This is a genomic window from Corallococcus sp. AS-1-12 (assembly GCF_020036995.1).
GTDB lineage: Bacteria > Myxococcota > Myxococcia > Myxococcales > Myxococcaceae > Corallococcus.
In genome coordinates, this window is sequence record NZ_JAIQDD010000010.1 from 76,792 (window position 1) to 97,497 (window position 20,706).

20 protein-coding genes are annotated in these 20,706 nt (G+C 71.8%); 5 read left to right on the forward strand and 15 right to left on the reverse strand.

Annotation, left to right across the window (positions count from 1 at the left end):
- Nucleotides 1-85: 85 nt before the first annotated feature.
- A complete protein-coding gene (locus K8556_RS18360) occupies nucleotides 86-2,758 on the forward strand; it encodes a M1 family metallopeptidase (protein ID WP_223741370.1) in 2,673 nt (890 codons plus the stop codon).
- 18 nt (nucleotides 2,759-2,776) lie between these two features.
- Here K8556_RS18360 and K8556_RS18365 read toward each other — a convergent pair whose 3' ends face one another.
- From K8556_RS18365 to K8556_RS18375, 3 genes are all read right to left on the reverse strand, one after another.
- A complete protein-coding gene (locus K8556_RS18365; protein ID WP_223741371.1) occupies nucleotides 2,777-3,172 on the reverse strand; it encodes a hypothetical protein in 396 nt (131 codons plus the stop codon).
- A gap of 83 nt (nucleotides 3,173-3,255) precedes the next feature.
- Nucleotides 3,256-3,600, reverse strand: a complete 345-nt coding sequence (locus tag K8556_RS18370) for an antibiotic biosynthesis monooxygenase (RefSeq protein WP_223741372.1) — start codon at nucleotides 3,598-3,600, stop codon at nucleotides 3,256-3,258.
- Nucleotides 3,597-4,718 carry a cytochrome P450 gene (locus K8556_RS18375; protein WP_223741373.1) on the reverse strand — a complete coding sequence of 374 codons (1,122 nt, stop codon included), beginning with the start codon at nucleotides 4,716-4,718 and terminating at the stop codon, nucleotides 3,597-3,599. The genes K8556_RS18370 and K8556_RS18375 overlap by 4 nt, the downstream gene beginning before the upstream one ends.
- Before the next feature lie 63 nt (nucleotides 4,719-4,781).
- Between K8556_RS18375 and K8556_RS18380 the strand changes: the two genes are divergently transcribed.
- A complete protein-coding gene (locus tag K8556_RS18380) occupies nucleotides 4,782-5,465 on the forward strand; it encodes a helix-turn-helix transcriptional regulator (RefSeq protein WP_223741374.1) in 684 nt (227 codons plus the stop codon).
- Here K8556_RS18380 and proC read toward each other — a convergent pair.
- The gene (proC, locus tag K8556_RS18385; protein ID WP_223741375.1) at nucleotides 5,447-6,298 is read right to left on the reverse strand and encodes a pyrroline-5-carboxylate reductase; all 852 of its coding nucleotides are present in this window, start codon (nucleotides 6,296-6,298) and stop codon (nucleotides 5,447-5,449) included. The genes K8556_RS18380 and proC overlap by 19 nt on opposite strands.
- Before the next feature lie 56 nt (nucleotides 6,299-6,354).
- Nucleotides 6,355-7,131 (reverse strand): YdiY family protein, encoded by a 777-nt coding sequence (locus K8556_RS18390; protein WP_223741376.1) that lies wholly within the window; start codon nucleotides 7,129-7,131, stop codon nucleotides 6,355-6,357.
- Between the two features lie 130 nt (nucleotides 7,132-7,261).
- Here K8556_RS18390 and K8556_RS18395 point away from each other — a divergent pair, with 130 nt between their 5' ends.
- A complete protein-coding gene (locus tag K8556_RS18395; protein ID WP_223741377.1) occupies nucleotides 7,262-8,149 on the forward strand; it encodes a PhzF family phenazine biosynthesis protein in 888 nt (295 codons plus the stop codon).
- Nucleotides 8,150-8,313: 164 nt separating this feature from the next.
- Entirely contained in the window at nucleotides 8,314-8,979 is a 666-nt protein-coding gene (locus tag K8556_RS18400; RefSeq protein WP_223741378.1) for an Hsp20/alpha crystallin family protein, read from the forward strand.
- A 19-nt stretch (nucleotides 8,980-8,998) separates the two neighbouring features.
- On the opposite strand, the gene K8556_RS18405 is transcribed toward K8556_RS18400, so the two are convergent.
- From K8556_RS18405 to K8556_RS39795, 3 genes are read right to left on the reverse strand one after another with little or no spacing between them, the layout of a single operon-like run.
- Entirely contained in the window at nucleotides 8,999-9,694 is a 696-nt protein-coding gene (locus tag K8556_RS18405) for a hypothetical protein (RefSeq protein WP_223741379.1), read from the reverse strand.
- Nucleotides 9,691-10,146 carry a hypothetical protein gene (locus K8556_RS18410; protein ID WP_223741380.1) on the reverse strand — a complete coding sequence of 152 codons (456 nt, stop codon included), beginning with the start codon at nucleotides 10,144-10,146 and terminating at the stop codon, nucleotides 9,691-9,693. The genes K8556_RS18405 and K8556_RS18410 overlap by 4 nt, the downstream gene beginning before the upstream one ends.
- Nucleotides 10,143-10,820: a Fic family protein gene (locus K8556_RS39795; protein WP_223741381.1), complete on the reverse strand. Its 678-nt coding sequence runs from the start codon at nucleotides 10,818-10,820 to the stop codon at nucleotides 10,143-10,145. Before K8556_RS39795 ends, K8556_RS18410 begins: the two co-directional genes overlap by 4 nt.
- Before the next feature lie 158 nt (nucleotides 10,821-10,978).
- Between K8556_RS39795 and K8556_RS18420 the strand changes: the two genes are divergently transcribed.
- Nucleotides 10,979-11,899 carry a diacylglycerol kinase family protein gene (locus tag K8556_RS18420; protein ID WP_223741382.1) on the forward strand — a complete coding sequence of 307 codons (921 nt, stop codon included), beginning with the start codon at nucleotides 10,979-10,981 and terminating at the stop codon, nucleotides 11,897-11,899.
- Here the strand turns inward: K8556_RS18420 and K8556_RS18425 are convergent.
- From K8556_RS18425 to K8556_RS18455, 7 genes are read right to left on the reverse strand one after another with little or no spacing between them, the layout of a single operon-like run.
- Nucleotides 11,889-12,779 carry a protein-glutamate O-methyltransferase CheR gene (locus K8556_RS18425; protein WP_223741383.1) on the reverse strand — a complete coding sequence of 297 codons (891 nt, stop codon included), beginning with the start codon at nucleotides 12,777-12,779 and terminating at the stop codon, nucleotides 11,889-11,891. The two genes, K8556_RS18420 and K8556_RS18425, sit on opposite strands and share 11 nt — an antisense overlap.
- Before the next feature lie 2 nt (nucleotides 12,780-12,781).
- Nucleotides 12,782-13,846, reverse strand: a complete 1,065-nt coding sequence (gene cheB / locus K8556_RS18430; protein WP_223741384.1) for a chemotaxis-specific protein-glutamate methyltransferase CheB — start codon at nucleotides 13,844-13,846, stop codon at nucleotides 12,782-12,784.
- An 11-nt stretch (nucleotides 13,847-13,857) separates the two neighbouring features.
- Nucleotides 13,858-14,193 carry an antibiotic biosynthesis monooxygenase gene (locus K8556_RS18435; protein WP_223741385.1) on the reverse strand — a complete coding sequence of 112 codons (336 nt, stop codon included), beginning with the start codon at nucleotides 14,191-14,193 and terminating at the stop codon, nucleotides 13,858-13,860.
- 22 nt (nucleotides 14,194-14,215) lie between these two features.
- Complete coding sequence (locus K8556_RS18440) at nucleotides 14,216-15,745, reverse strand: AarF/ABC1/UbiB kinase family protein (RefSeq protein WP_223741386.1); 1,530 nt, start codon at nucleotides 15,743-15,745, stop codon at nucleotides 14,216-14,218.
- Nucleotides 15,746-15,780: 35 nt separating this feature from the next.
- A complete protein-coding gene (locus K8556_RS18445) occupies nucleotides 15,781-17,883 on the reverse strand; it encodes a methyl-accepting chemotaxis protein (protein WP_223741387.1) in 2,103 nt (700 codons plus the stop codon).
- On the reverse strand, nucleotides 17,883-18,371 hold the full coding sequence (locus K8556_RS18450) for a chemotaxis protein CheW (protein WP_223741388.1): 489 nt from the start codon (nucleotides 18,369-18,371) through the stop codon (nucleotides 17,883-17,885). The genes K8556_RS18445 and K8556_RS18450 overlap by 1 nt, the downstream gene beginning before the upstream one ends.
- The gene (locus tag K8556_RS18455; RefSeq protein ID WP_370639939.1) at nucleotides 18,368-20,536 is read right to left on the reverse strand and encodes a chemotaxis protein CheA; all 2,169 of its coding nucleotides are present in this window, start codon (nucleotides 20,534-20,536) and stop codon (nucleotides 18,368-18,370) included. Before K8556_RS18455 ends, K8556_RS18450 begins: the two co-directional genes overlap by 4 nt.
- Nucleotides 20,537-20,706 lie beyond the last annotated feature (170 nt).

A 20,706-nucleotide genomic window follows, 5' to 3' on the forward strand; every position in this document is an offset into this window, starting at 1 on the left:
CGCACTGGAGACATTTCGGGACTGTGATGGGCGTTTCGTCGCGAAGACCGCCAGTGGACGTTGTTTGGTCTACGCTGCGGCCCTCATGCGACTGCTTCCACTCCTTGTGTTGGTGGTGTTGACCGTCCGCTGTGCCCACGCGCCGACTGCCTCCGCTCCGCCCACCGTCTCCTGGCCGGAGGCCCTGCCTCCCGCGCTGCGGTTGCCGGACACCGTGCGGCCCGTGCACTACGCGCTGGATCTGAAGCTCGTGCCCTCGGAGGACGTCTATCCGGGCAGCGTCACCATCGACGTGGAGGTCCGTGCGCCTGTTCGCCAGGTGTGGCTGCATGCTCAGGACGTGGAGGTGACGCGGGCTCGCGTCACCGTGGGGAGCCGCACTTTTGACGCGAAGCCTGTCACCGCGCCTGAAGGACGTCTGGGATTGCTCCTGCCGGAGGAGTTGCCCGTTGGGAAGGCCCAGCTCGTGCTCGACTTCACCGGCAAGGTGGACCGGGAGCGCAGCCAGGGCATCTATGGCGTGGAGGAGGGCGGTGAGCCGTACCTCTACACGTTCTTCGAGCCCATCGACGCGCGTCGCGCCTTCCCTTGCTTCGATGAGCCGACGTTCAAGGTTCCGTGGCGCCTGCGCTTCACCGTGAAGGCCGGACACGTGGCGCTGGCCAATCATCCCGTCGTGTCGCGTGAGCCCCTGGCGGACGGCCTGGAGCGCGTCACCTTCGCGGAGAGCAAGCCGATGCCCAGCTACCTCGTGGCCTTCATGGTGGGGCCCTTCGACGTGGTGGAGGCCGGCACCGTGGGACGCACGAACGTGCCGCTGCGCTTCGTCGTCCCCAAGGGCCGGGGCTCGGAGACGCGCTACGCCGCGAGCATCACGCCTCGCATCGTGAAGGGTCTGGAGGACTTCTTCGACCAGCCGTATCCGTACGAGAAGCTCGATGTCGCGGTCGTGCCCCGGTACTGGGGCACCATGGAGCACCCCGGCATCGTCGCGCTCGGGCAGCCGCTCACGCTCATTCCCCCTGGTGAGGAGACGCTGGCCCGCCGAAAGTCGTACGCCGTCATCGCCAACCATGAGCTGGGTCACTACTGGTTCGGTGACGTCGTCACCTGCTCCTGGTGGAACGACATCTGGCTGAACGAGTCCTTCACCGCGTGGCTGGACCGCCAGACGGTGGACCGGCTGGAGCCGTCCTGGGACTACCAGCAGGAGCGCGCCATGTCCGCGACCCGCTCCGCCCTGGCGTCGGATGAGCTGGCGGCGGCGCTGCCCGTGCGCAAGCCGGTGGAGAGCAATGACGACATCGTGGGCTCGTTCGACAACGGGACGACCTATGACAAGGGCTCGTCCGTCATCGCCATGTACGAGGCCTGGCTGGGACCGGAGCGCTTCCGCGACATCCTCCGGGGCTATGTCCGCAAGCACGCCTGGCAGGTCGCGACGATGGAGGACTTCCTCGCGGACCTCTCCCAGGCGGCGGGGCCGGAGGTGGCGCAATCCTTCGGCGGGTTCATCGAGCGGAGCGGCGCGCCTCGGATCACCGCGCGGCTGTCATGCCCGGCGGGCGGCGCTCCGTCCGTGACGCTGTCGCAGGAGCGCTACCTTCCCCTGGGCTCCAAGGCGGACTCGAAGCAGGAATGGCAGGTGCCCGTGTGTCTTCGCGTGGGCACGGGCGCGCAGTCGTCGCGGGTGTGCTCGATGGTGCAGGGACCTTCGACGGAGGTCGCGCTGCCCACGAAGCAGTGCCCGGCGTGGGTGCTCCTCAACGCGGGCGGCGCGGGTTACTACCGCAGCGGGTACACCCGCGAGCAGTTGACGAAGCTGCTCGCGACTCCGGCCGCCGCCTTCACTCCCGCGGAGCAGGTGGCGCTCTGGGCGGACGTGGACGCGGCGGTGGTCCGGGGCGACCTGCCGCTGGGCGAGGCGCTGAAGGCGGTGCCTGCCTCCGCGAAGTCGACGAACCGGCTCGTGGTGCAGAGTGGCGCTTCGCTGCTGGAGCTCGTGCGCCTGGAGCAGCTCACGCCCGAGGAGCGCCAGCGCTTCCGCGCGTGGGTGGCTTCGCTCTACTCGGCGCGCGCCCAGGCCATGGGCTGGGTGCCGAAGCCGGGCGAGGACGACTCCGTGAAGGACTCACGCTCCCTGTTCCTCCGGCTGGCCGGCGGTCTGGGCGATGATCCGCGACTGGTGAAGGAGGCGCTGCCCCTGGTGCGCGCGTGGCTGGCGGACCGGAAGTCGGTGGATCCGGAGGCGTTCGGTGCCGCGCTGCCCCGTGCGGCGACGCACGGCGATGCGGCGCTGTTCGACTCGCTGCTGGAGGCGGCGAAGAAGGAACAGGACCGCACCGAGCGTTCCCGGCTGCTGACGTCCCTGGCGTACTTCCGGAACTCGGAGCTGCTGTGGCGGGCGCTGGGGCTCGTGGTGTCGCCGGACTTCGACGTGCGGGACTCGCAGGTCATCCTCCGGATGGCGTTGATGTCGCCGGAGTCGCAGTCGCTGGCGTGGGACTTCTATCAGGCGCACTTCGATGCGCTGACCCAGCGGCTGCGTTCGGATGAGCTGGGCCGGCTGATTGGCCAGACGGGGAGCCTCTGCGATGACATCCACCTGACCCAGGTGGAGACGTTCTTCGCGTCCCGCGTGGACAAGATTGAAGGGGGGCCGCGCGCGCTCGCCCGGGCCCTGGAGTCCATCCGCCTGTGCATCGAGTCCCAGAAGCTCCAGTCCCCGAGCGTCAAGGCGTTCCTCCGCGCCCGGTGAGCCCGCGGGCCTGAAGCCTCACGGACCGTAGGGACACAACTGCATCGTCTCCGCGATGGGCGGGCGGCAGAGTTGCAGGAGCTGTGTCTCGTCCAGGAACGACGAGGCCCGCGCCTTGAGGAAGCAGGACGCGGGATCGTCCTCGGGCTGTGCGTACTGGCAGAGCTGGAGCGCCTGGGGGTCGGAGAGGAAGGCTTTTTCCTGGACCCGGTGGAAGCACCGCGCCGGGGTGTCGGAGCGGGCACCCTGGCAGAGCTGCGCCGCGACGGTCTCCGTCACCGAGCCGCCCTGGCGCGCCGCTTCGAAGCAGGAGTATTGCGGCGCACCCTCGAGCGGTTCCAGTTGCGCCGCCGCTGGAAGCCCGAGCAGCGCGGCAGCCAGCCCCCAGACACCTCTCCAATGGCCTCGCTTCATCGTTCACCCCTCACAGAAGGTGGGGGAGTCATGGCCCGCGTGGGAGGGACGGGCCGGAAGACAGCCGCCGTGCGCCGGCCGCTTCAGCCGTGCACGGTGCGACTGTCGGCGGGCACGGCCGCCCGGTCCTCCAGGCCGTAATCCCTCACGACGTGCGCCACCCGCAGGCGGTAGTCGCTGAACACGCCTCCCCGGCCTTCGCGCTGGGCTTCACGGTGGGCCTCCTTGCGCCGCCATTCCGCCACCGCTGCCTCGTCGCGCCAGTAGGACAGGGACAGCAGCTTGCCTGGTGCGCTGAGGCTCTGGAATCGCTCGATGGAGATGAAGCCGTCGATGTCCGCGAGCAGAGGCCGCAGCTCCGCCGCGAGGTCCAGGTACCGCTGCCGATGCGACTCGTGTGTCCAGACCTCGAAGATGACAGCGATCATTCCAGTCCTCCCAGGACGCGGGTGTTGGTCGAAGCACGCCAGGTGACGGGGCCTGCCAGGGGTGACAGGTCCAGGCCGCTCGCGAGCACGCGCTCCGCCGCCGCCGTGGTCATCGCCGTCGCGAGCAAGGCCCCGGGGCAGCCATGCGAGCCCAGGCCGAAGGTGAAGGTCTGACGCCCCTCGCGCCGTGGCAGGAAGGCATCAGGCTGGGGGTTCTCGAACGGATCCCGATTCGCGGCGGCGAGCACGACGACCACGGTCTCGCCGGCCTCCAGCGGCTGACCCGCGACGGTTGCGGCGGCGTGGGTGAAGCGTCGCGTGTTCTGGACCGGAGCGTCATGGCGGGCCGCCTCCTGGACCACGTCGCCCACCGTGCACGCGCCTTGTGAAAGCTGTTCACGCGGCTCGGGCATGCGAGCGAAGGCCCGCAGCGTCGCGCCCAAAAGCCCGGCCGTCGCTTCATACGCCTGGGTGAGCAGGCCCACGGCATTGGGAATGCGCAGGTCGTCTGAGCCCTGGCCTTCCATGAGCCGGGCCGTGAACGCGGTCCTCGCGGTGGACTGGAAGCAGGCCGCCACGCGTTCGTTCAGCCTGGCCACACCCTCGCTACCCACAGGGGGCCCGGCGACCGAGCGGACATAGGCATCCACGTCCCGCACGGTTGCCTCCAGCGTGTCTTCCGGGAAGCCCAGCAGCGAGCCCAGCACGAGCACGGGGAACTGGAGGGCGGCGTCCGGCAGCCGTGACAGCGAGGGCGTCGCGAACAGCCGCTCCGCCCAGCGGCGGCTCTCCGCTTCGACCTCCCGCTGCGCCTCCAGCAGCGCGCGTGAGAGCGTCTGCTTCACGGCGGGGTAGGGGCCTCCGTCGTTCATCCGCACCAGCCGTCCAAAGAGCGCGCCTCCGGCGGTGCCCACCAGATGCGACGGCACCGGCTCCGACCGTGGCCGGACCCGGCAGTGCTCGCTCGTGAGCACCGCGCGGACGGTGGCCGCGTCCGCCGCGATCCATGGCCCGAAGCCGGGGACGCGGTGCAGTCCGCCCCGGGCTCGGAGCGTCGCGTAATAGGGGTACGGGTCGGGGTGTGTGACGGCCTGATAGGGGTCGGTGGGCGGTGTCATCGGTCCTCGCTGCCGGGCACTCTGCTGCCATTGCCGTGTCGGCGTGCTAGGAAATGGTTCGTCATGGACCGAACGATGAATGCAGGACCGGACCTCACGACGCTGGCCACGGCCGTGGGGGACGCCACGCGGATCCGGATGCTGGAGCTGCTCATGGAGGGACGGGCGCTCGTCGCGAAGGAGCTCGCGTTCGGCACGGGCGTCAGCCCCGCCACGGCGACCGCGCACCTCCAGCGGTTGGAGCAGGCCCGGCTGGTCCGCGCCACACGGCAGGGGCGCAACAAGGTGTTCCGGATCGCCACGCCCACCGTGGCGCGGATGGTGGAAGCGCTGATGACCGTGGCGGTCCGGGGACCCCGTGCGTCAGCGACTCCGGAACCCCTGCGGGCCGCGCGCTACTGCTACGACCACCTGGCGGGCCGGCTGGGCATGGGCATCACCGACGCGCTCCTGCGGGCCGGGCACCTCGCCCTTCGCAAGCGCGCGTTCGCGCTCACGCCGAGCGGCGAGGCGTGGTTCCAGGAGTTCGGCATCGACCTGGCGCCCGTGCGCGAGCAGCGGCGCCACTTCGCCCACCGCTGCCTGGACTGGAGCGAGCGGCGCGACCACCTCGCGGGGGCGCTGGGCGCGGCGCTCGCCGCCCGGGTGTTCTCATTGGGGTGGGTGGAGCGTCAGCCCGACTCTCGCGGCCTCATCGTCACGCCGGGAGGCCAGCGGGGACTCAAGCGTCACTTCGGCGTGCTGTAGGCCACGGCGTTCGCGTCCGCGCGCTCACGGGTGCGCTGGATGGCGACGGAGACCGCTTCACCCACGACGCGCGGGAGGCCCTGGGCGTCCATCGCCGCGAGCCCCGCCTCGGTGATGCCTCCCGGGGTCGCTATCTCCGTGATCAGGCGAGGGGTGGTGGCGCCGGGTTCGGCCAGCAGCTTCGCCGCTCCAATGAGCGTCTCCTTCGCGAGCACCGCCGCTTCCGCCGCGTCCATCCCGTGCGCCATCGCGGCCTGGGCCAGGGTCTCCACGAAGCGGAAGACATACGCGGGGCCCGTGCCGCACACGCCCGTGCAGACCGTGAGCGCTTCCTCGGTCATCCACAGCGGCCGTCCCGTCGCCGCGAAGAGGGACTCGGCGGCCTGCCTCGCGGTCTCCGTCGCCCGGGTCCCGGCCGTCAGGGGCGTCACGCCCGCTCCCACGCGCACGGGGGTATGGGGCAGGGCGCGGATGACCGAGACGCTGGAGGGCAACGCCGCTTCCAACTGAGCGATTCGCACATCCGCGGAGAGCGACACCACGGTCTGCCCCGGTTCCAGGGCCGGCGAGATGACCGCCATCAGGTCCCGCAGTTGTGCCTGTCGCACCGCCAGCAGGATCACCCCCGCGCCCCGCACCGCCCGCGCGTTGTCCAGGAGGACGTCCACGCCATGCCGGGAGCGCAGCTCCTCTCCGCGCTCGGACCGGCGCACCGTGACGCGAAGGTCCGACGGACGCACGTGGCCAGAGCGGAGCAATCCCAGGATGAGGGCTTCGGCGATCTTGCCGCCTCCCAGGAGCACGACGGGGGCGGGGATGGGATGGGACGCCATGGCTGAAGCCTACCCTCAAGCGGGCCGCCCGGGGCCGTGCTCGCCCGCTGCCGACCTCAGAGCTTCACACCCACCGTGGTGCGCAGTTGCGTGTCCAGCGGCGGCACCGTCGCGGGCGGCGCGCTGTCGTAGGTGAGGTTGAAGCCGATGCCCACCGTGACGCGCGGATTGGGCGTCACCGCGAAGAGCGTCTCGTTGAGCACGCGCAGGTCGGAGGGGCGGGTGACTCGCGGCTGGAAGTAGACCGTCTCCACGAGGTGGATGTTCTCCATCAGCTTCACCCGGCCCAGCAGGTAGCTGGAGACGCGCGGGTCCGTGTAGCGGTCTCCCGCGTCCACCTCGCCGTCGTTGCGCAGCCGTTCGTACTCGAACATCAGCGCCACCCCGAAGGTGAGCCCCAGCTTGTCCTCGTTGAGCAGGAGGAAGCGCGGACCCGCGCCCAGCAGGGCCCGGAACTGGAGCCGGCGGAACTCGTTGTATTCGTGCTGGGCGAAGACTTCTCCCGAGACCCAATCCGAGAACTGGCGCCGGTAGCGCACGTGCTCCAGCACCTGGCTGACGATGCGCTCGCCACTGGCGAACGAGTACTCACCCCGGATGACGCCCAGCCAGACGTCGCGCTCGGAGCGCACCTGGCCCACCAGGGAGCCGCGGATGGAGAACAGCTCCGTGCTGCCCGTGCGCCAGTCGCCGCCCAGCTCGATGGCCGCGGCGGGCCCCAGCTCCGCCTTCTCGTCGAAGAGCGCCTGGACGTTGACGATCTGTGCCGCCGCGCCGCTCGCGTGGAGCAACACCCCCAGCACCACCCACCGGCCTGCCTTCAGGAGATCCATGCCTCCTTGCTGTGCCTGCTCGGGCGCTCCCGTTCAACCCTGTTGTGGGGCCTCCGGCGCTTGACGCCAACGGGGGAGCGGAGCATGCCTGCAGGGTTTCCAAGCCCCTTGCCCTGTCCGGAGCGCGCCCATGCAGGTCCACATCATCGATGCCTTCACCCGCACCGCGGGTGCGGGAAACCGCGCGGGCGTGGTGCTCGACGCCTCGGCGCTGGATGTCCCCACGATGCAGCGGACCGCCGCGGCCGTGAGCGCGTCGGAGACCGCGTTCCTCCTGTCCCGGCCCGGCGACGCCACCGTGCGCCTGCGCTACTTCACGCCCGTGGACGAGATTCCGTTCTGCGGCCACGCCACGGTGGCCACCTTCCACCTGCTCGCGGAGAAGGGGCTCCTGCGCGGCCCGGGGACGTACACGCTGGAGTGCCCCGGCGGCACGTTCGGCATCGAGCTGGAGCCTCGGGGCGAGCACGGGACGCGGGTGTGGATCACCACGCCTCCACCGCCCACGCAGCCGAACCCCGTGGAGCTGGGGGCGCTGATGGCCACGCTGGGTGGGACGGCGGCGCAGGTGGATCCGTCGCTGCCGGTGATCCGCCAGGGCCACCGGCTGGTGGTGCCCCTCCGGCGGCTCGCGGACCTGGAGGCCCTGACGCCGCGAGGCGCGGCGATGAACGCGCTGCTGATGCCGCACGGCCTGCGCGGCGTCTACCTCTTCACCCGCGAAGCGAAGGAGGAGGGGAGCGTGGCCCAGGCGCGCTACTTCGTCCCGGGCTTCGGCATCCTGGAGGACCCCGTGACGGGCTCCGCCGCGGGACCGCTCGCGGCCTGGCTCGCCGAGCACGGGAGCCTTCGCCTCCCCGAGCACGGCGGCACGGTGTCGAGCCGCATCGAACAGGGTGACACGCTCGGCAAGCCGGGCCGCATCGACATCCAGGTCACCGGCCGGCCAGGCCACATCGAGCGCGCCCGCGTCGGCGGCGTGGCCCTCACCGTGATGGACGCCACGCTGCTCGCGTAGCGAGGCCGCCGCGAATGACGGCCCCCGGGGCCCGGCGGCCTGGCGGCCCTTGATGGCCCCGCCGCGCGCCTCCACGTTTGGGGTTGGGATGCTTCCATCCCCGCTTGAGTGACCGGTGCGGTCCGGCGGCCGGGCGCCAGCCGGCTCCACCGGGGGAGGACGTCATGGCAACGGACAACAGGAGTGCAGGCGCGCAGGAGGGGTCCTCCTCGCCCGCAGTGAAGAACGCCCAGGCCGACGCGCCGAGCGCCACGTCTCAGGGACAGGCCCCCAGGACGGGCGCTGGGATCGCCCGCCGCGAGTCCCAGGCCCCCGCCATCAGCAGGGAGACCGCACCCCTGAGCCCGTTCGGGCTGCTGCGCCGGGTGATGGAGGACATGGACCAGCTCTTCACGGGCTTCGGAGGACGGGGCCTCGCTGCCCGGAGCGACGTGCTGGACGAGGGCCTCTGGTCACCGCAGATGGACGTGGTGGAGCGGAACGGAAACCTCATCGTGAAGGCCGACCTGCCGGGGATGAGGCTGGAGGACATCCACGTCGAGCTGCTGAATGACCTGCTCATCATCGAAGGCGAACGCACCTTCGAGCTGGAGGAGGAAGAGGAGGCCGAAGGCGTCTGGAGCCTGGAGCGCAGCAGCGGTCTGTTCCGCCGCGCCATTCCGCTCCCGGAAGGCATCGACACGGAGTCGGTCCATGCGAACTTCGAGAACGGCGTCCTGGAGATCTCCCTGAAGCTCCCGGCGACGGTGCCCCAGGGCAAGCGCATCGAGGTGAAGGGAGGCTCGCGCGAGCAGGCCCGCCGGCTGACGCGCGGGAAGCCCATCCACTGAGGGTGGGGCGCCTTCCGGGTCAATGCGTGTGCCGGCGGCCCTCGTCCTCCACGACGGCCGCCGCCACCTGCTCCGCCGAACCGCGCAGCTCCTCGGTGGACGGCGAGTGCCAGGACTCGAAGGCGAACAGCTTTCGCATCAGCTTCCCGGCCTGATAGCCCGGGCGCAGCTCGATGGCGTCGAACATCCAGGCCAGCGCCTCGTCCGCGAAGGTGGACCAGGCCTCCTCGCAGCCCGTGGCGTCCATGGTGAGGTTCATCGTGGTGACGATTGCATCCGCCAGGGCCAGCGTGCGGATGTCATTGTCGTCAGGGCCCGAGGGCAGGTCCCGCTTCAGCGCCTGGAAGTGGGCATCCAGCTTGAACAGCCATTCGCGCGACCGCTCCAGCGCGTCGAGGATGAGCTGGATGTTGTATTCCACGCTCATGTTCGGGGTGGGCTTCTGTCTGAAGAAGCGGTGGCACCAGCAGTAGCCGCCGAAGCTCTCATTGCCCAGAGACAGGCCCGTCTCCGTGTACCAGGGCCCCAGGTTCTGCTGGAGCATCCGCTGGATGTGTTTCGCCATCGTGTCGTGCTGCTCGTCCGTGAGCTTGCGCGTCCCCGGGGGCACACGCGGCGTCAGGTATTCGCGCAGCATCCGGAGGAGCTTCTCCGGCTCATACCCATCCAGGCTGTCGCGGATGAGCCGCCAGTGCCCCAGGGCCGGCCTGCTCATACGGCCACCTCCGCCACCCGCGCCGCCGCGTCCCGGAGGGCCCTGTCGCCGGCCGCCGCGTCGAGCTGACGGCGCGAGGCCTGATACACGCCGTCCAGCGCGTACAGGAACGAACGGATCCGCTCCAGCGCGTCCAGCATGAGCTGGATGTTCTCATCCACATCCATCGTCCGGTGTGGCGGGTTCTGGTTGAAGAACGAGTGACACCAGCAATAGCCCCCCAGCACTTCATTGCCCAGGGGCAGGCCGCTCTCGAGGTACCAGGCCCCCAGCTCGGCCTGGAGCAGGTCCTGCACGGCGTTCTTCGCCTGCTTGAGCCGGCTGGCGTGGATGCTTCCGGTCCGCAAGGGAGCCAGGGCTTCCCTCAGCCGGGACGCCAGCGATTGCGGTGAGTAGGCATCCAGGCTGTCGCGGATGCGGCGCCACGTGAAGGCCGACGCGTTGTTGTTCATTCGGGCACCTCGTTGCGGCACGGGGCGTCCGGCCCCGCGATGGTCCGGGCCAGCAGCCTCGCCAGCCGCGTGTAGTTCACCGCGTCTCCCGGACGCTTGGGCCACAGCACCACGGGCGCCAGCGGCGGCGTGGGCAGCCGGCCCCGGCGCAGCATGTATTCCAGCCACAGCCGCGCCGCGCGGGCGTTGCCGTCCGGGAAGGGGTGGAAGAAACACAGGTCCAGGTACAACCGGGTGGCATGTGCCACCGGGTGGCGTTCCTCCCGCGCGTCCGCCTCCACCTTGTCGCGGAAGGCGGCCTCCAGGCCGGGCCCGTGCGCGTAGCGGTGGGCGCCCCCTCGCGCGAAGGCGTCCCCGGTGCGGAAGCCAGTGGGCCCGCCCAGCAGCTCCGACTGGAGCTCCACCATCCGGGGGAAGGTCAGCGGCTCGCCCGCGTCCGCGAGCCGCCGAACCCGGGCCAGGGCCCGCTCGAAGCGCTCCGTGCGCGCCGGTCCCTGGACTTCATGGGCCGGTGCGTCATGCCGGTGCAGGAAGCCCTCCTGGGCGCCCGTCTCCCGGAAGGGCTGCCGCGCCGCCGCCGCCAGGTCCGCCCGGAGCGCGGGCAGCGCCCAGTCCAGGGCGCGCGTGGTCTCCCGGTGGGGCGCGAGCTGCTCGGTGGCGGACGGGGCTTTCACTCGGGGGCCAGGGCAAAACGGGGGGGCGGGGAGCCCAGCATGGACGGGGCCGGGTGACAAACACCCCGGGCGATGTGGTCCTCCCGTGGGTCACGGAGTGGAGCCCCGGCGCACAATTGCGTAAACAGGCCGTTCTGGCAGCAGGGAGAAGGCACTGAATGAAGACGTTCCTCGTGGTCAACCCGCGCAGCGCCAACGGGCAGACGGGGAAGCGATGGGTGGAGATCTCCGCGCAGGTGGGCAAGGTGCTCGGTGACTTCGGGTACGGCTTCACCAGCGGCGGCATGGATGCGGCGCGTCTGGCGCGGCAGGCCATCGATGACGGTTATGAATGCATCGTCGCGGTGGGCGGCGACGGCACCCTCAACGAGGTCACCAACGGCTTCTTCCGCGACGGGCAGGTCATCAACCCCCGGGCCACGCTGGGGCTGTTGCCCCGAGGCACCGGCGGCGACTTCCGCCGCACCTTCGGGTGGGACCTGGAGCTGACGTCCGCGCTGGAGCGGCTGCGCACGGAGACGACGGAGCCCTTCGACGTGGGGCGGCTGGAGTTCACCGACAACGACGGCAAGCCGGCCTCGCGCTTCTTCGCCAACATCGCCTCGTTCGGCGTGAGCGCGGTGGTGGCCCGCGAGGTGAACCAGGGCAGCAAGGCGCTGGGCGGCCACCTGAGCTTCATGTGGGGCACCGTGAAGGGGCTCCTGAAGTACCAGGAGCAGCAGGTGCGCCTCACGGTGGACGGCGGCGAGCCGGAGACGGTGAGCGTCACCGCGGTGGCCGTGGCCAACGGCCGCTACTTCGGCAGCGGCATGTTCGTGGCGCCGGAGGCGGTGACGCACGACGGCCTCTTCGACGTCACCATCTGGTCCAACTACGGCCTGTCCGACTTCGTCCTCAAGTCCAAGGGCGTCTACAACGGCGACCACGTCACCTGGAAGGGCACGCGGCGGCTGCGCTGCCGCACGCTCCACGCGGAGGCGCTGACGGGCGACGTGTTCCTGGACGTGGACGGCGAGACGCCGGGCCGGCTGCCCTGCACCATGACGCTCCTGCCGGGCGCCATCCGCCTCAAGGTGTAGCGCCGGAGCGGGGCGCTCGCGGCGCGTCCGCCACGGGCGCGCCGACGCCGGGCGAGGCGGGCGTGGGGCGGTACCAGCTCGTCTGGCCAATCAGGTGCCGCGTGAAGCCGTCCTCCACCAGGGGCGAGGACTCCGCGGCGCCCAGCACCAGGTAGCCGTCCGCGTGGAGCATCCGCCGCACGCGGGCGAGCACCGCGCGCCGGGTGGGCACGTCCCAGTAGATCATCACGTTGCGCAGGAACACGAGGTCCACGGGCGCCTCCAGCGGGAAGTCGTCCATCAGGTTGAGCGGCCGGAACTCCACCGGCCTGCGCACGTGCTCGTTCAGGCGCCACCCGTCGCGCTCCTGGCGGAAGTAGCGCTGGCGCAGCTCGGGCGTCAGGCCCCGGTGGATCTCCTTCGCGTCGTAGCGGGCCTCGCTGGCCCGCACGAGCGCGCGGGTGCTGAAGTCGGTGGCGAGGATGCGCACGGTCCAGCCGGTGATGAGCAGCCCGGCCTCGGCCAGGGTCATCGCGACGCTGTAGGGCTCCTGACCGTAGGCGCACGCCGCGCACCAGACGCGCAGCGTCCGCGTGCGGACGCGCTTCGCCAGCAGGCCCGGCAGCACGGTGGTGCGCAGGGCCTCGAAGACGGGCGCGTCGCGGAAGAAGGCCGTCTCGTGGTTGGCCAGCGCCTCCGCCAGCCGCTGGTGCAGCGGACTGCCCTCCGGTTGCGTGCGCAGCCGCGCGACCAGGGCGGAGAGGTCCGGCAGCCGCTCCTCGCGCATGAGGGGCGTGAGCCGCGTCTCCACCAGCGCGTACGTGTCGGGCTCCAGCACGAGCCCGGAGCGGCGCAGCACGCGCTGCCGCAGGTACGCGAAGTCGTCGGGAAGCAGGGACATGCTCAGGTCCTCCGTCCGCGCGCATCCACGCGCCGCGCCAGCTCCGGGGCCAGCGCCTCCAGGGGCACCACGGCATCCGCGAGCCCCGCCTGTTCCACCGCGCCCGGCATGCTGCCGGCGACGCAGCTTGCCTGGTCCTGCACCACCACCTGTCCGCCCGCCTCGTTCACGCGCCGGCAGCCGCGCAGCCCGTCCTGGCCCATGCCGGTGAGCACCACCGCCAGCACCCCCGCGCCGTACACCTCCGCCGCGGAGCGGAAGAGCAGGTCCACCGCCGGGCGGCACGCGTTCTCCGCCGGCCCCTGATGCGTGAGCAGCCGCACGCCCGCGGCATCCCGGCACACGGCCAGGTGGAAGTCGCCGGGAGCGACCCACACCTCGCCCGCGTTCACGGCCGCGCCCGGCACCGCCTCGCGCACGGTGAGCGGCGTCACCCCCTGCAACCGCTCCGCGAGCAGCCGGGTGAAGACGGGAGGCATGTGCTGCACGATGAACACCGGCACCGGCAGGTCCGCGGGCAGCGCGGACACCAGGCGCACCAGCGCGCCCGGGCCCCCGGTGGACGCGCCGACGACGATGGCCTCCACCCGAGCGGGCATCCTCGGCCGGAGCGGGAGCTCGCGCGTCACCGGTGACGGTGGGGACGCGGCGGACGGCGTGCGCACGTTCAGCGCCTTGAGCTTGCGCACCAGCTCGTCCCGCACGGCCTCCAGGGGGAGGTTCATCCCGCCCGCGGACGTGGGCTTCGTCACGTAGTCGCGGGCCCCCAGCGCGAGCGCCTCCAGGGTCAACAGGCCCGCGCGTTCGGTGAGCGCGCTGAACATCACCACGGGCAGCTCCGGGGCGCGCTGGCGCAGGAGCTTCAGCGTCTCCAGCCCGTCCAGCTCCGGCATCTCCAGGTCCAACAGCACGACGTCGGGTTGGAACTGCTCCACCTTCGCCAGGGCGATGCGGCCATTGGGCGCGGTGGCGACGACCTCCAGTCCCGGCGCCGCGCCCAGCAGCAGCGACACCTGACGCCGCACCACGGCCGCGTCGTCCACCACCAGCACCCGGATGGCGTTCATTCGCACCCGCGTCACCGCACCGCGTGCGCGACCGGGCAGCGGCCCGCGGGGGGGCTGGAGGCCCTCTCGCCATACACCTCGTGGCGCGGCCGGCTCGCGAGGATGGCGCTGGCGCCCCAGTCCGTCACGCGGTGGAAGGCCTCGGACGCGATGAAGGCGTCGAAGCCCTCGCGGCTGTGCCACTCGGAGACGATGAGGTAGCGCCCCGGCGCCCCCACGCTCTTGAACAGCTCCGTGTGCACGTGCGCTGGTAGCTCGCGCATCGCCTCCTGCACGAGCGCGAACTTCCGCTCGAAGGCGTCCGCCTTGCCCTCACGCACCTCGTAGTTCATGCCGATGGTGACCATCCGTCACCTCCTTGTCCGTGTGTCATTCGAGCCAGACCCGGACACGCCGGTGGCCCTCGTCCAGGTGGAACAACTCCGATGGCCGCAGCCCCGCCGCGACCGCCGCGGTCCCCATGGCCACCGGATCCAGGCCCCGCGCCGCCAGCTTGCGAGGCAGGTCCTCCGGCAGCAGGTCCTCCAGGTGCGCCGTCACGTCCGCGCGGAAGGTCAGCGCGACGCGCGTGTGCCCTCCCTCCGTCACCTGGACCTTCAGGTAGCGCGCGGCGCCCTCCGCCCGGACTTCCGGCGGTGACGGAGGAGGCGGCAGCGACGGGGCGCGGGCCTCGTCCAGCAGCGGCCCCCAGGCGATGGGCGCATCCAGCACGTCCAGGTGGCGGACCAGCCCGTGGAACGCGCGCAGGACGAACAGGAGCGATGCGGGCCCCGCCGCGCGGAAGTTCCAGCGGTGCGGCCCCAGCGCCTCGGTGAGCCGCGCGCCCAGCCGCCAGCTTCGCGCGTGGAAGGGGCGGTCCAGGAGGAAGGGCTCCAGCAGCACACGGCTGACGGCGGGCAGCGCCTCCGCCATGGGCTCCAGCAGCTCCGGCGCGAAGCCCAGCATCACCCACGCGGGCAGGAGTTGCTCGGGGCGCGGCGGAGTGCCCGGACCCTTGAGGAGCGTAATCAACCGCCCCAGCCCCACGGCCAGCTCCGGGGGCAATGGCTTCACGCAGCCGAAGTCGAGCACCCCCAGCACGGGCTTGCCGTCAGGGCCGCGCGACACGCGGTAGTTGCCCGGGTGGGGATCCGCGTGGAGCGCGCCCCACGTGAAGCAGGCGTGAAGGAACAGACGCACCAGCGTCGTGGACAGCGCGCGGCGATCCGCTTCGCTCCAGCGCCAGCCCTCCGCCAGCGACGCGCCCTCCACCCAGGTCATCACCAGCAGGTCTTCCCGCGTGAGCGCGTCCACCGGCTCGGGGATGACGACGCCGGGCACGTCCGCCATGCGCGTGCCCGCGTCCCGCAGGGACTGGGCTTCGTGGTGATAGTCCAGCTCGCCCTGGAGCATGCGGGCCAGCTCGTGGCGGTAGGCGGAAAGGTCCAGCTTCCCGCGCCAGCCTCCCAGCGGCGCGGCCAGCCACCCCAGCGCGCGCAGATCCTCCCGCACGGCCTCCGCGATGCCCGGGTGCCGCAGCTTCACGGCCACGGCGCGGCCGTCATGCAGCACGCCCCGGTGCACCTGGCCCAGGGACGCGGCGATGCCCACGCCCTCCAGAGACTGGAACACCTCCCGCCACGGACGGCCCAACCGGCGGGACACCTCCGCCAGCGCGGCCTCCGGCGCGAGCGGGGAGGGCGCCTCCGCGAGCGAACCGAACCCCGGTGTCTCCGCGCCCAGCTCCGCGAGCGTGAGCACCTGGCCCACCTTCTGGGGCAGCCCGCGCAGGCCCAACAGCCGCTGGGCCAGCTCATGCCGAGCCTCCTCCACGTCCAGGGGCCGGGACACCCGCTTCATGCGCGTGGAGGCACGGGCCACCTGGCCCAGCGTCCACCACCGCTTCAATCCGGTTCGCATGTGCCGTGGCTTCCTGGGACGCGACGCCGTCCGCGCTACTTCGTCCGCGCCTGCTTGTCGGTGGTGTCCACCTGCACGACCAGCCGTTGCAGCGACTGCGCCATGTGGGCCAGCTCCACCGCCGAGCGCTGTGTGCTGCCCGCGCCCTCGGTGGTGCTGCGCGCGGCCTCCGCCACGGCGGCCATGTTCTCGGAGATCTGCTGGCTGCCCTTGGCGGCCTCGCCCACGTTGCGCAGGATTTCGCCCGCGGTGGCCGTCTGCTCCTCCACGGAGGAGGCGATGGACGTCTGCAGCTCGTTGATGCGGCCGATGGTGGCGCCGATCTCCAGGATGGCGTTGACCACCTCCTCGGTGTCGCCCTGGATGCTGCCGATCTTCTGGCCGATGTCCTCCGTGGCGCGGGCCGTCTCGCGCGCCAGCTCCTTCACCTCGTTGGCCACCACCGCGAAGCCCCGGCCCGCCTCACCGGCGCGCGCCGCCTCGATGGTCGCGTTGAGCGCCAGCAGGTTCGTCTGCTGCGCGATGGAGGTGATGACCTTGATGACCTTGCCGATCTCCTGGCTGCTCGTCCCCAGCTTGCCGACGACGCTGGACGTGGAGTCCGCGAGCTTCACCGCGGACGCGGCCACCTTGGCGGCGGTGCTCGCGTTGCGCGCCACCTCGCGGATGTTCGCGTTGACCTCCTCCATGCCGGACGCGACGCTCTGCACGTTGCGGCTGACCTGTTCGGCGCCGGCGGACACCTGGGTGGCCTGCGCCGCGGTCTCCTGCGCGTTGCTCACCATCTGCTGGCTGACGCTGGACAGCTCCTGCGACGACGCGGCGAGCGTCTGCGAGTGCTGCGTCACCTCCTGGAAGATGCCGCGCAGGGTGGCGTCCAGCTCCTTCTCGCGCTGCTGCACCGCGAGCTTCTCCGTGATGAGCTCCCACGTCACCATGGGGCCCAGGTAGCGGCCCTGGCCGTCGTACACCGCCGTCACCAACAGGTCCGCGGTCTCCGGGCCAATGGGGATGTTCGCGCGCACCGGCAGGTTCTTGTCGTTGGCCAGGATCTTCCGCTGGTACGTCGAGTCGCGGTGGAAGACGTCGATGCTGGACCCCAGCACCCGGTCCGCCGTGACGGGCAGGTGCTTCTCCACGCGCTGCAACAGCCGGCGCGAGGCGGGGTTCAGGTAGACGATCTTCAGGTCCACGTCCGCCACCATCACGCAGGTGGGCGCGTTCTCCAGCATGGCCCTGAGGCGAGCCATCTCCGTGTCCGCGCGCTGCTGGTCCGTGATGTCCGTCCACGTCACCACGTAGCCGGTGAGCGCGCCGCCCCGGCCCTCGATGCCGTCGATGCGCGCCTTGAGCAGGGTGGGGCCCACCGCGAAGTGGGTCTCGTGCGGCAGCGACGACGGGTCGCTCAGCCGCTCCTCCTCCAGCCGCAACTGGTGCTCGAAGTGGGCGAGGAAGCCGCTGCCCCCATCCCCCGCGCCGTCGCGGAAGGCGGCCGTCTGGCTGATGCGCTCGATGGCCTCCGACGCGGACGCGTTCGAGAAGACGATGGCCAGGTCCGCGTCCAGGACGAACAGGTTGACCCGCGCCGCGTCCAGCACCGCCTCGCTCAGCGCCCCTTCGAGCGGCGTGGCCGTGCGGCGGCGCGAGGACCGGCCCGCGGGCGCGGACGCCACGGCGACCCGGCGTCCCTCCGTCCGGGAGGCGCGCGCCGGAGCACGCTTCACGGCGGCGGTCCGCGAGGCGGCCTTCGCCACGGGCCTGCCCACGCCGGCAGCCCGCGACGAGCCCGCGGCCGCCAGCACCTCGCGGGCGACGGGGCCCGGCACGTCCAGCTCATCCAGCACGCTGGCCAGGTGCTCGGTGACGCGCTCGAAGTGATGGGGCTTGAGCTCCAGGCGCGCGTGCAGGTCGCGCATGGACGGGCCCTTGTAGACGGCCGTTCCGCCCAGGAACCGGGTGAGGAACGCGACCATCTGGCGCTGAATCTCGACCAGGTCCTCGCGGCGGAAGTAGGGCTTGAGCAGCGCGTCCGTCATGACCCGCGCGTAGAGCTTCTGCACGGCGGCCGTCAGGGGGGCCTTGCCGCCCAGGCGCTGGAAGGGGGTGGTTTTCACGGCGGGCGCGGTCGGGCGGGCCATCAGCGGGACTCCTGGGCAAGCACGGGGAGGGAAGGGGAGGCGGGAGCGCTGGACGCGGGCGAGAGCCCGTCCACCACCGCGTCCGCGGACAACACGAGCAGCAGCCGGTCCGGCAGCGCGTGGACCCCCAGCAGCAGCGAGCGCAGCGGCCCGCGCAGGTTGTCCGGCAGCGGCGCCAGGTCCGACTGCTCGAAGGGCAGGATGTCGCCAATGGCATCCACGCGAAGGCTCACCGCGCCCTCGTCGCCGCGCAGGACGACGTGGGGCGCGTCCGCGGGGGCGGTGCCCTCGGGCAGGTCCAGGCGGCGGCGCAGGTCGATGGCGGGGACGATCTGCCCGCGCAGGTTGAGCAGCCCCGCCACCTCCGGCGGCGCGCCGGGGACGCGCGTGAGCGGCGGCGGCAGCAGGATCTCCTGCACGCGTTCGATGTCCAGGCCGAACAGGTGCTCGCCCACCTGGAACGAGCACAGTTGGCGGAGGCCGCTCATGGCGCACCGCCGGTCAGCAGCTCCGGGTGCACGGCGCGCACGGTGCCCTCCACGTCCAGGAACTCGGTGGCCCGGGCCTGCACCACCATGGAGCCCAGCACGCCCGGACGGCGCGTCTCCCGCTGGAGCGCGAGCTCCACCTCCGCGACGTCGAGGATGGCGTCCACCACCAGCCCCACGCGCGCGTCCGCGTGCTGGGTGACGACGACGGACAGGGACCCGCCCGGCGCGGCCTGGAGCTGCCGCGCCATCCGCTCCGTGGCGCCGGGCCTCGCCTCCAGCACGGACGCCACGCGCACCAGCGGCAGCAGTTGCCCGTGGTAGCGCGCCATCTCCATGCCGCCGCTCAGCCGCTCCACGTCCGAGGCGGGCAGCTCCTCCAGCCGGGCCACGCGCGACAGGGGAATCGCCACCCGGCCCTCCGCGCCATGGCGGCACAGCAGCACCCGCTCGCGGGTCTCCTCCGGCGCCGGTGCCTCCTCGGCGGGCTCCGGGATGACGACCTGGGCCTGTGCCTCGTTGACGGTGCCCACGCGGCGGCCCAGGCCCATGGCGTCCAGGATGAGCGCCACGCGCCCGTCGCCCAGCACCGTCGCGCCCGCGTAGCAGGCCAGCCCCTTCAGGTGCTTCCACAGCGGCTTGACGACGATCTCCTCCGTGTCATGGATGGCGTCCACCCACAGCCCGAAGGCGCGCTCGCCGGCCTGGAGCACGACGACGGTGGCGCCCTCGTCCAGGTCCGGCATCGCCGGCCCCACGCCCAGCTCGGCGGCGAGCACCCCCAGCGGCAGCAGCTCCCCGCGCAGCCGCAGCACGCAAGCGCCCTGGAGGCGGGTGATGTCCCTGCGCGCCTGGGCCGGCTCCAGGAACACCACCTCTCGCAGGGAGGCCTGCGGCAGCGCGTAGCGGTCTCCCCGGCAGGTGACGAGCAGCGCCGGGATGATGGCCAGCGTGAGGGGAATCTTCAGGGTGAACGTGGTGCCCTGGCCGGGCCGGCTGTGCACCTCCACGGTGCCGCCAATGCGCTCCACCTGCGTGCGCACCACGTCCATGCCCACGCCCCGGCCGGACAAGGACGTGACGCGCTCCGCGGTGCTGAAGCCCGGCATGAAGATGAGCATCAGCGCGTCCGCGTCCGGCAGCCGCGCCGCCTGGTCGGCCGTGAGCAGGCCCCGCTGCACCGCGACCTGCCGCACGCGCTGCACGTCGATGCCCGCGCCATCGTCAGACATGCCCAGGTGCACGAGCCCGCCCTCGTGCGACGCGCTCAGCGTCAGACACCCCACGGGCGGCTTGCCGGCGGCGCGGCGCTGCTCGGGCGTCTCCACGCCGTGGTCCACGGCGTTGCGCAGCAGGTGGGTGAGCGGATCATGCAGCGCCTCCACCAGCGTCTTGTCCAGCTCCGTGTCCGCGCCCTGCAATTGCAGCCGCACCTGCTTGCCGCACCCGTGCGCCAGCTCGCGCACCAGCCGGGGGAAGCGGTTCCACACCTGCCCCACCGGCTGGAGCCGCGTCTTCATCACCACCTGCTGCACCTGCGTGGTGACGACGTCCAGCCGCTGCGACGCGGTCGTCAAATCCGCGCCCGGCGTGGGCGAGGCCGCGCACTGGAGGATGCGGTTGCGCGCCAGCACCAGCTCGCCCATCAGGTTCATCAACCGGTCCAGCAGCGCCACGTCCACGCGCAGCTTGGAGTCCACCCCGGTCGCGGCGCCGCGCCAGGGCAGGGCGCCCGGAGGCGCCAGGGGCTCGGACACCTCCAGCGGCGCGGAGCCCGCCGCCGCGCCCGCCATGCGCGCGAGCAGCGCGGAGTGGTCCACCGCGGGCTCCAGCCCCGTCGCCTCGATGTGCTCCAGCGTCCCGCGCGCCGCGTCCGCCAGCGCCAGCAGCGTGGACACGCGCTCGCGGTCCAGCACCAGGCGCCGGTCGCGCGCCAGCCCGAGCATCTCCTCGGCGGCGTGCATCAGCGCCTCCAGGCGGCTGAAGCCCAGGAAGCCGCAGGTGCCCTTCACCGTGTGCAGGGCCCGGAACAACTGCGCCAGCAACGGCTGCGAGCCCGGCTGCGCCTCCAGCTCCAGCACCGTCGCCTCGATGCCCTGCACGTGCTCGCGGGACTCCAAAAGGAACTCCCGCATCACGTCATCCCAGCCCGGAGTGTCACCCACGGACAGGCGCCCTCTGGACGGAAGTCCACGCGGACTGTATGTCTTTGATGATACGGCTTTGACCGGCGCTGCCCATGGGCAACGGCCCCCCCGACCCACAGGACTCCGGAGTCGAAATCACAGCATCCTCCAACGTCAACGGCGTGAAACCTGTCCCGGAGGGAAGGGTC

Excerpts from the sequence above, each read along its gene's own strand:
- K8556_RS18360 (WP_223741370.1), top strand. The coding sequence starts at position 86 with ATGCGACTGCTTCCACTCCTTGTGTTGGTGGTGTTGACCGTCCGCTGT.
- K8556_RS18365 (WP_223741371.1), bottom strand. The coding sequence starts at position 3,172 with ATGAAGCGAGGCCATTGGAGAGGTGTCTGGGGGCTGGCTGCCGCGCTG.
- K8556_RS18370 (WP_223741372.1), bottom strand. The coding sequence starts at position 3,600 with ATGATCGCTGTCATCTTCGAGGTCTGGACACACGAGTCGCATCGGCAG.
- K8556_RS18375 (WP_223741373.1), bottom strand. The coding sequence starts at position 4,718 with ATGACACCGCCCACCGACCCCTATCAGGCCGTCACACACCCCGACCCG.
- K8556_RS18380 (WP_223741374.1), top strand. The coding sequence starts at position 4,782 with ATGGACCGAACGATGAATGCAGGACCGGACCTCACGACGCTGGCCACG.
- proC (WP_223741375.1), bottom strand. The coding sequence starts at position 6,298 with ATGGCGTCCCATCCCATCCCCGCCCCCGTCGTGCTCCTGGGAGGCGGC.
- K8556_RS18390 (WP_223741376.1), bottom strand. The coding sequence starts at position 7,131 with ATGGATCTCCTGAAGGCAGGCCGGTGGGTGGTGCTGGGGGTGTTGCTC.
- K8556_RS18395 (WP_223741377.1), top strand. The coding sequence starts at position 7,262 with ATGCAGGTCCACATCATCGATGCCTTCACCCGCACCGCGGGTGCGGGA.
- K8556_RS18400 (WP_223741378.1), top strand. The coding sequence starts at position 8,314 with ATGGCAACGGACAACAGGAGTGCAGGCGCGCAGGAGGGGTCCTCCTCG.
- K8556_RS18405 (WP_223741379.1), bottom strand. The coding sequence starts at position 9,694 with ATGAGCAGGCCGGCCCTGGGGCACTGGCGGCTCATCCGCGACAGCCTG.
- K8556_RS18410 (WP_223741380.1), bottom strand. The coding sequence starts at position 10,146 with ATGAACAACAACGCGTCGGCCTTCACGTGGCGCCGCATCCGCGACAGC.
- K8556_RS18420 (WP_223741382.1), top strand. The coding sequence starts at position 10,979 with ATGAAGACGTTCCTCGTGGTCAACCCGCGCAGCGCCAACGGGCAGACG.
- K8556_RS18425 (WP_223741383.1), bottom strand. The coding sequence starts at position 12,779 with ATGTCCCTGCTTCCCGACGACTTCGCGTACCTGCGGCAGCGCGTGCTG.
- cheB (WP_223741384.1), bottom strand. The coding sequence starts at position 13,846 with ATGAACGCCATCCGGGTGCTGGTGGTGGACGACGCGGCCGTGGTGCGG.
- K8556_RS18435 (WP_223741385.1), bottom strand. The coding sequence starts at position 14,193 with ATGGTCACCATCGGCATGAACTACGAGGTGCGTGAGGGCAAGGCGGAC.
- K8556_RS18440 (WP_223741386.1), bottom strand. The coding sequence starts at position 15,745 with ATGCGAACCGGATTGAAGCGGTGGTGGACGCTGGGCCAGGTGGCCCGT.
- K8556_RS18445 (WP_223741387.1), bottom strand. The coding sequence starts at position 17,883 with ATGGCCCGCCCGACCGCGCCCGCCGTGAAAACCACCCCCTTCCAGCGC.
- K8556_RS18450 (WP_223741388.1), bottom strand. The coding sequence starts at position 18,371 with ATGAGCGGCCTCCGCCAACTGTGCTCGTTCCAGGTGGGCGAGCACCTG.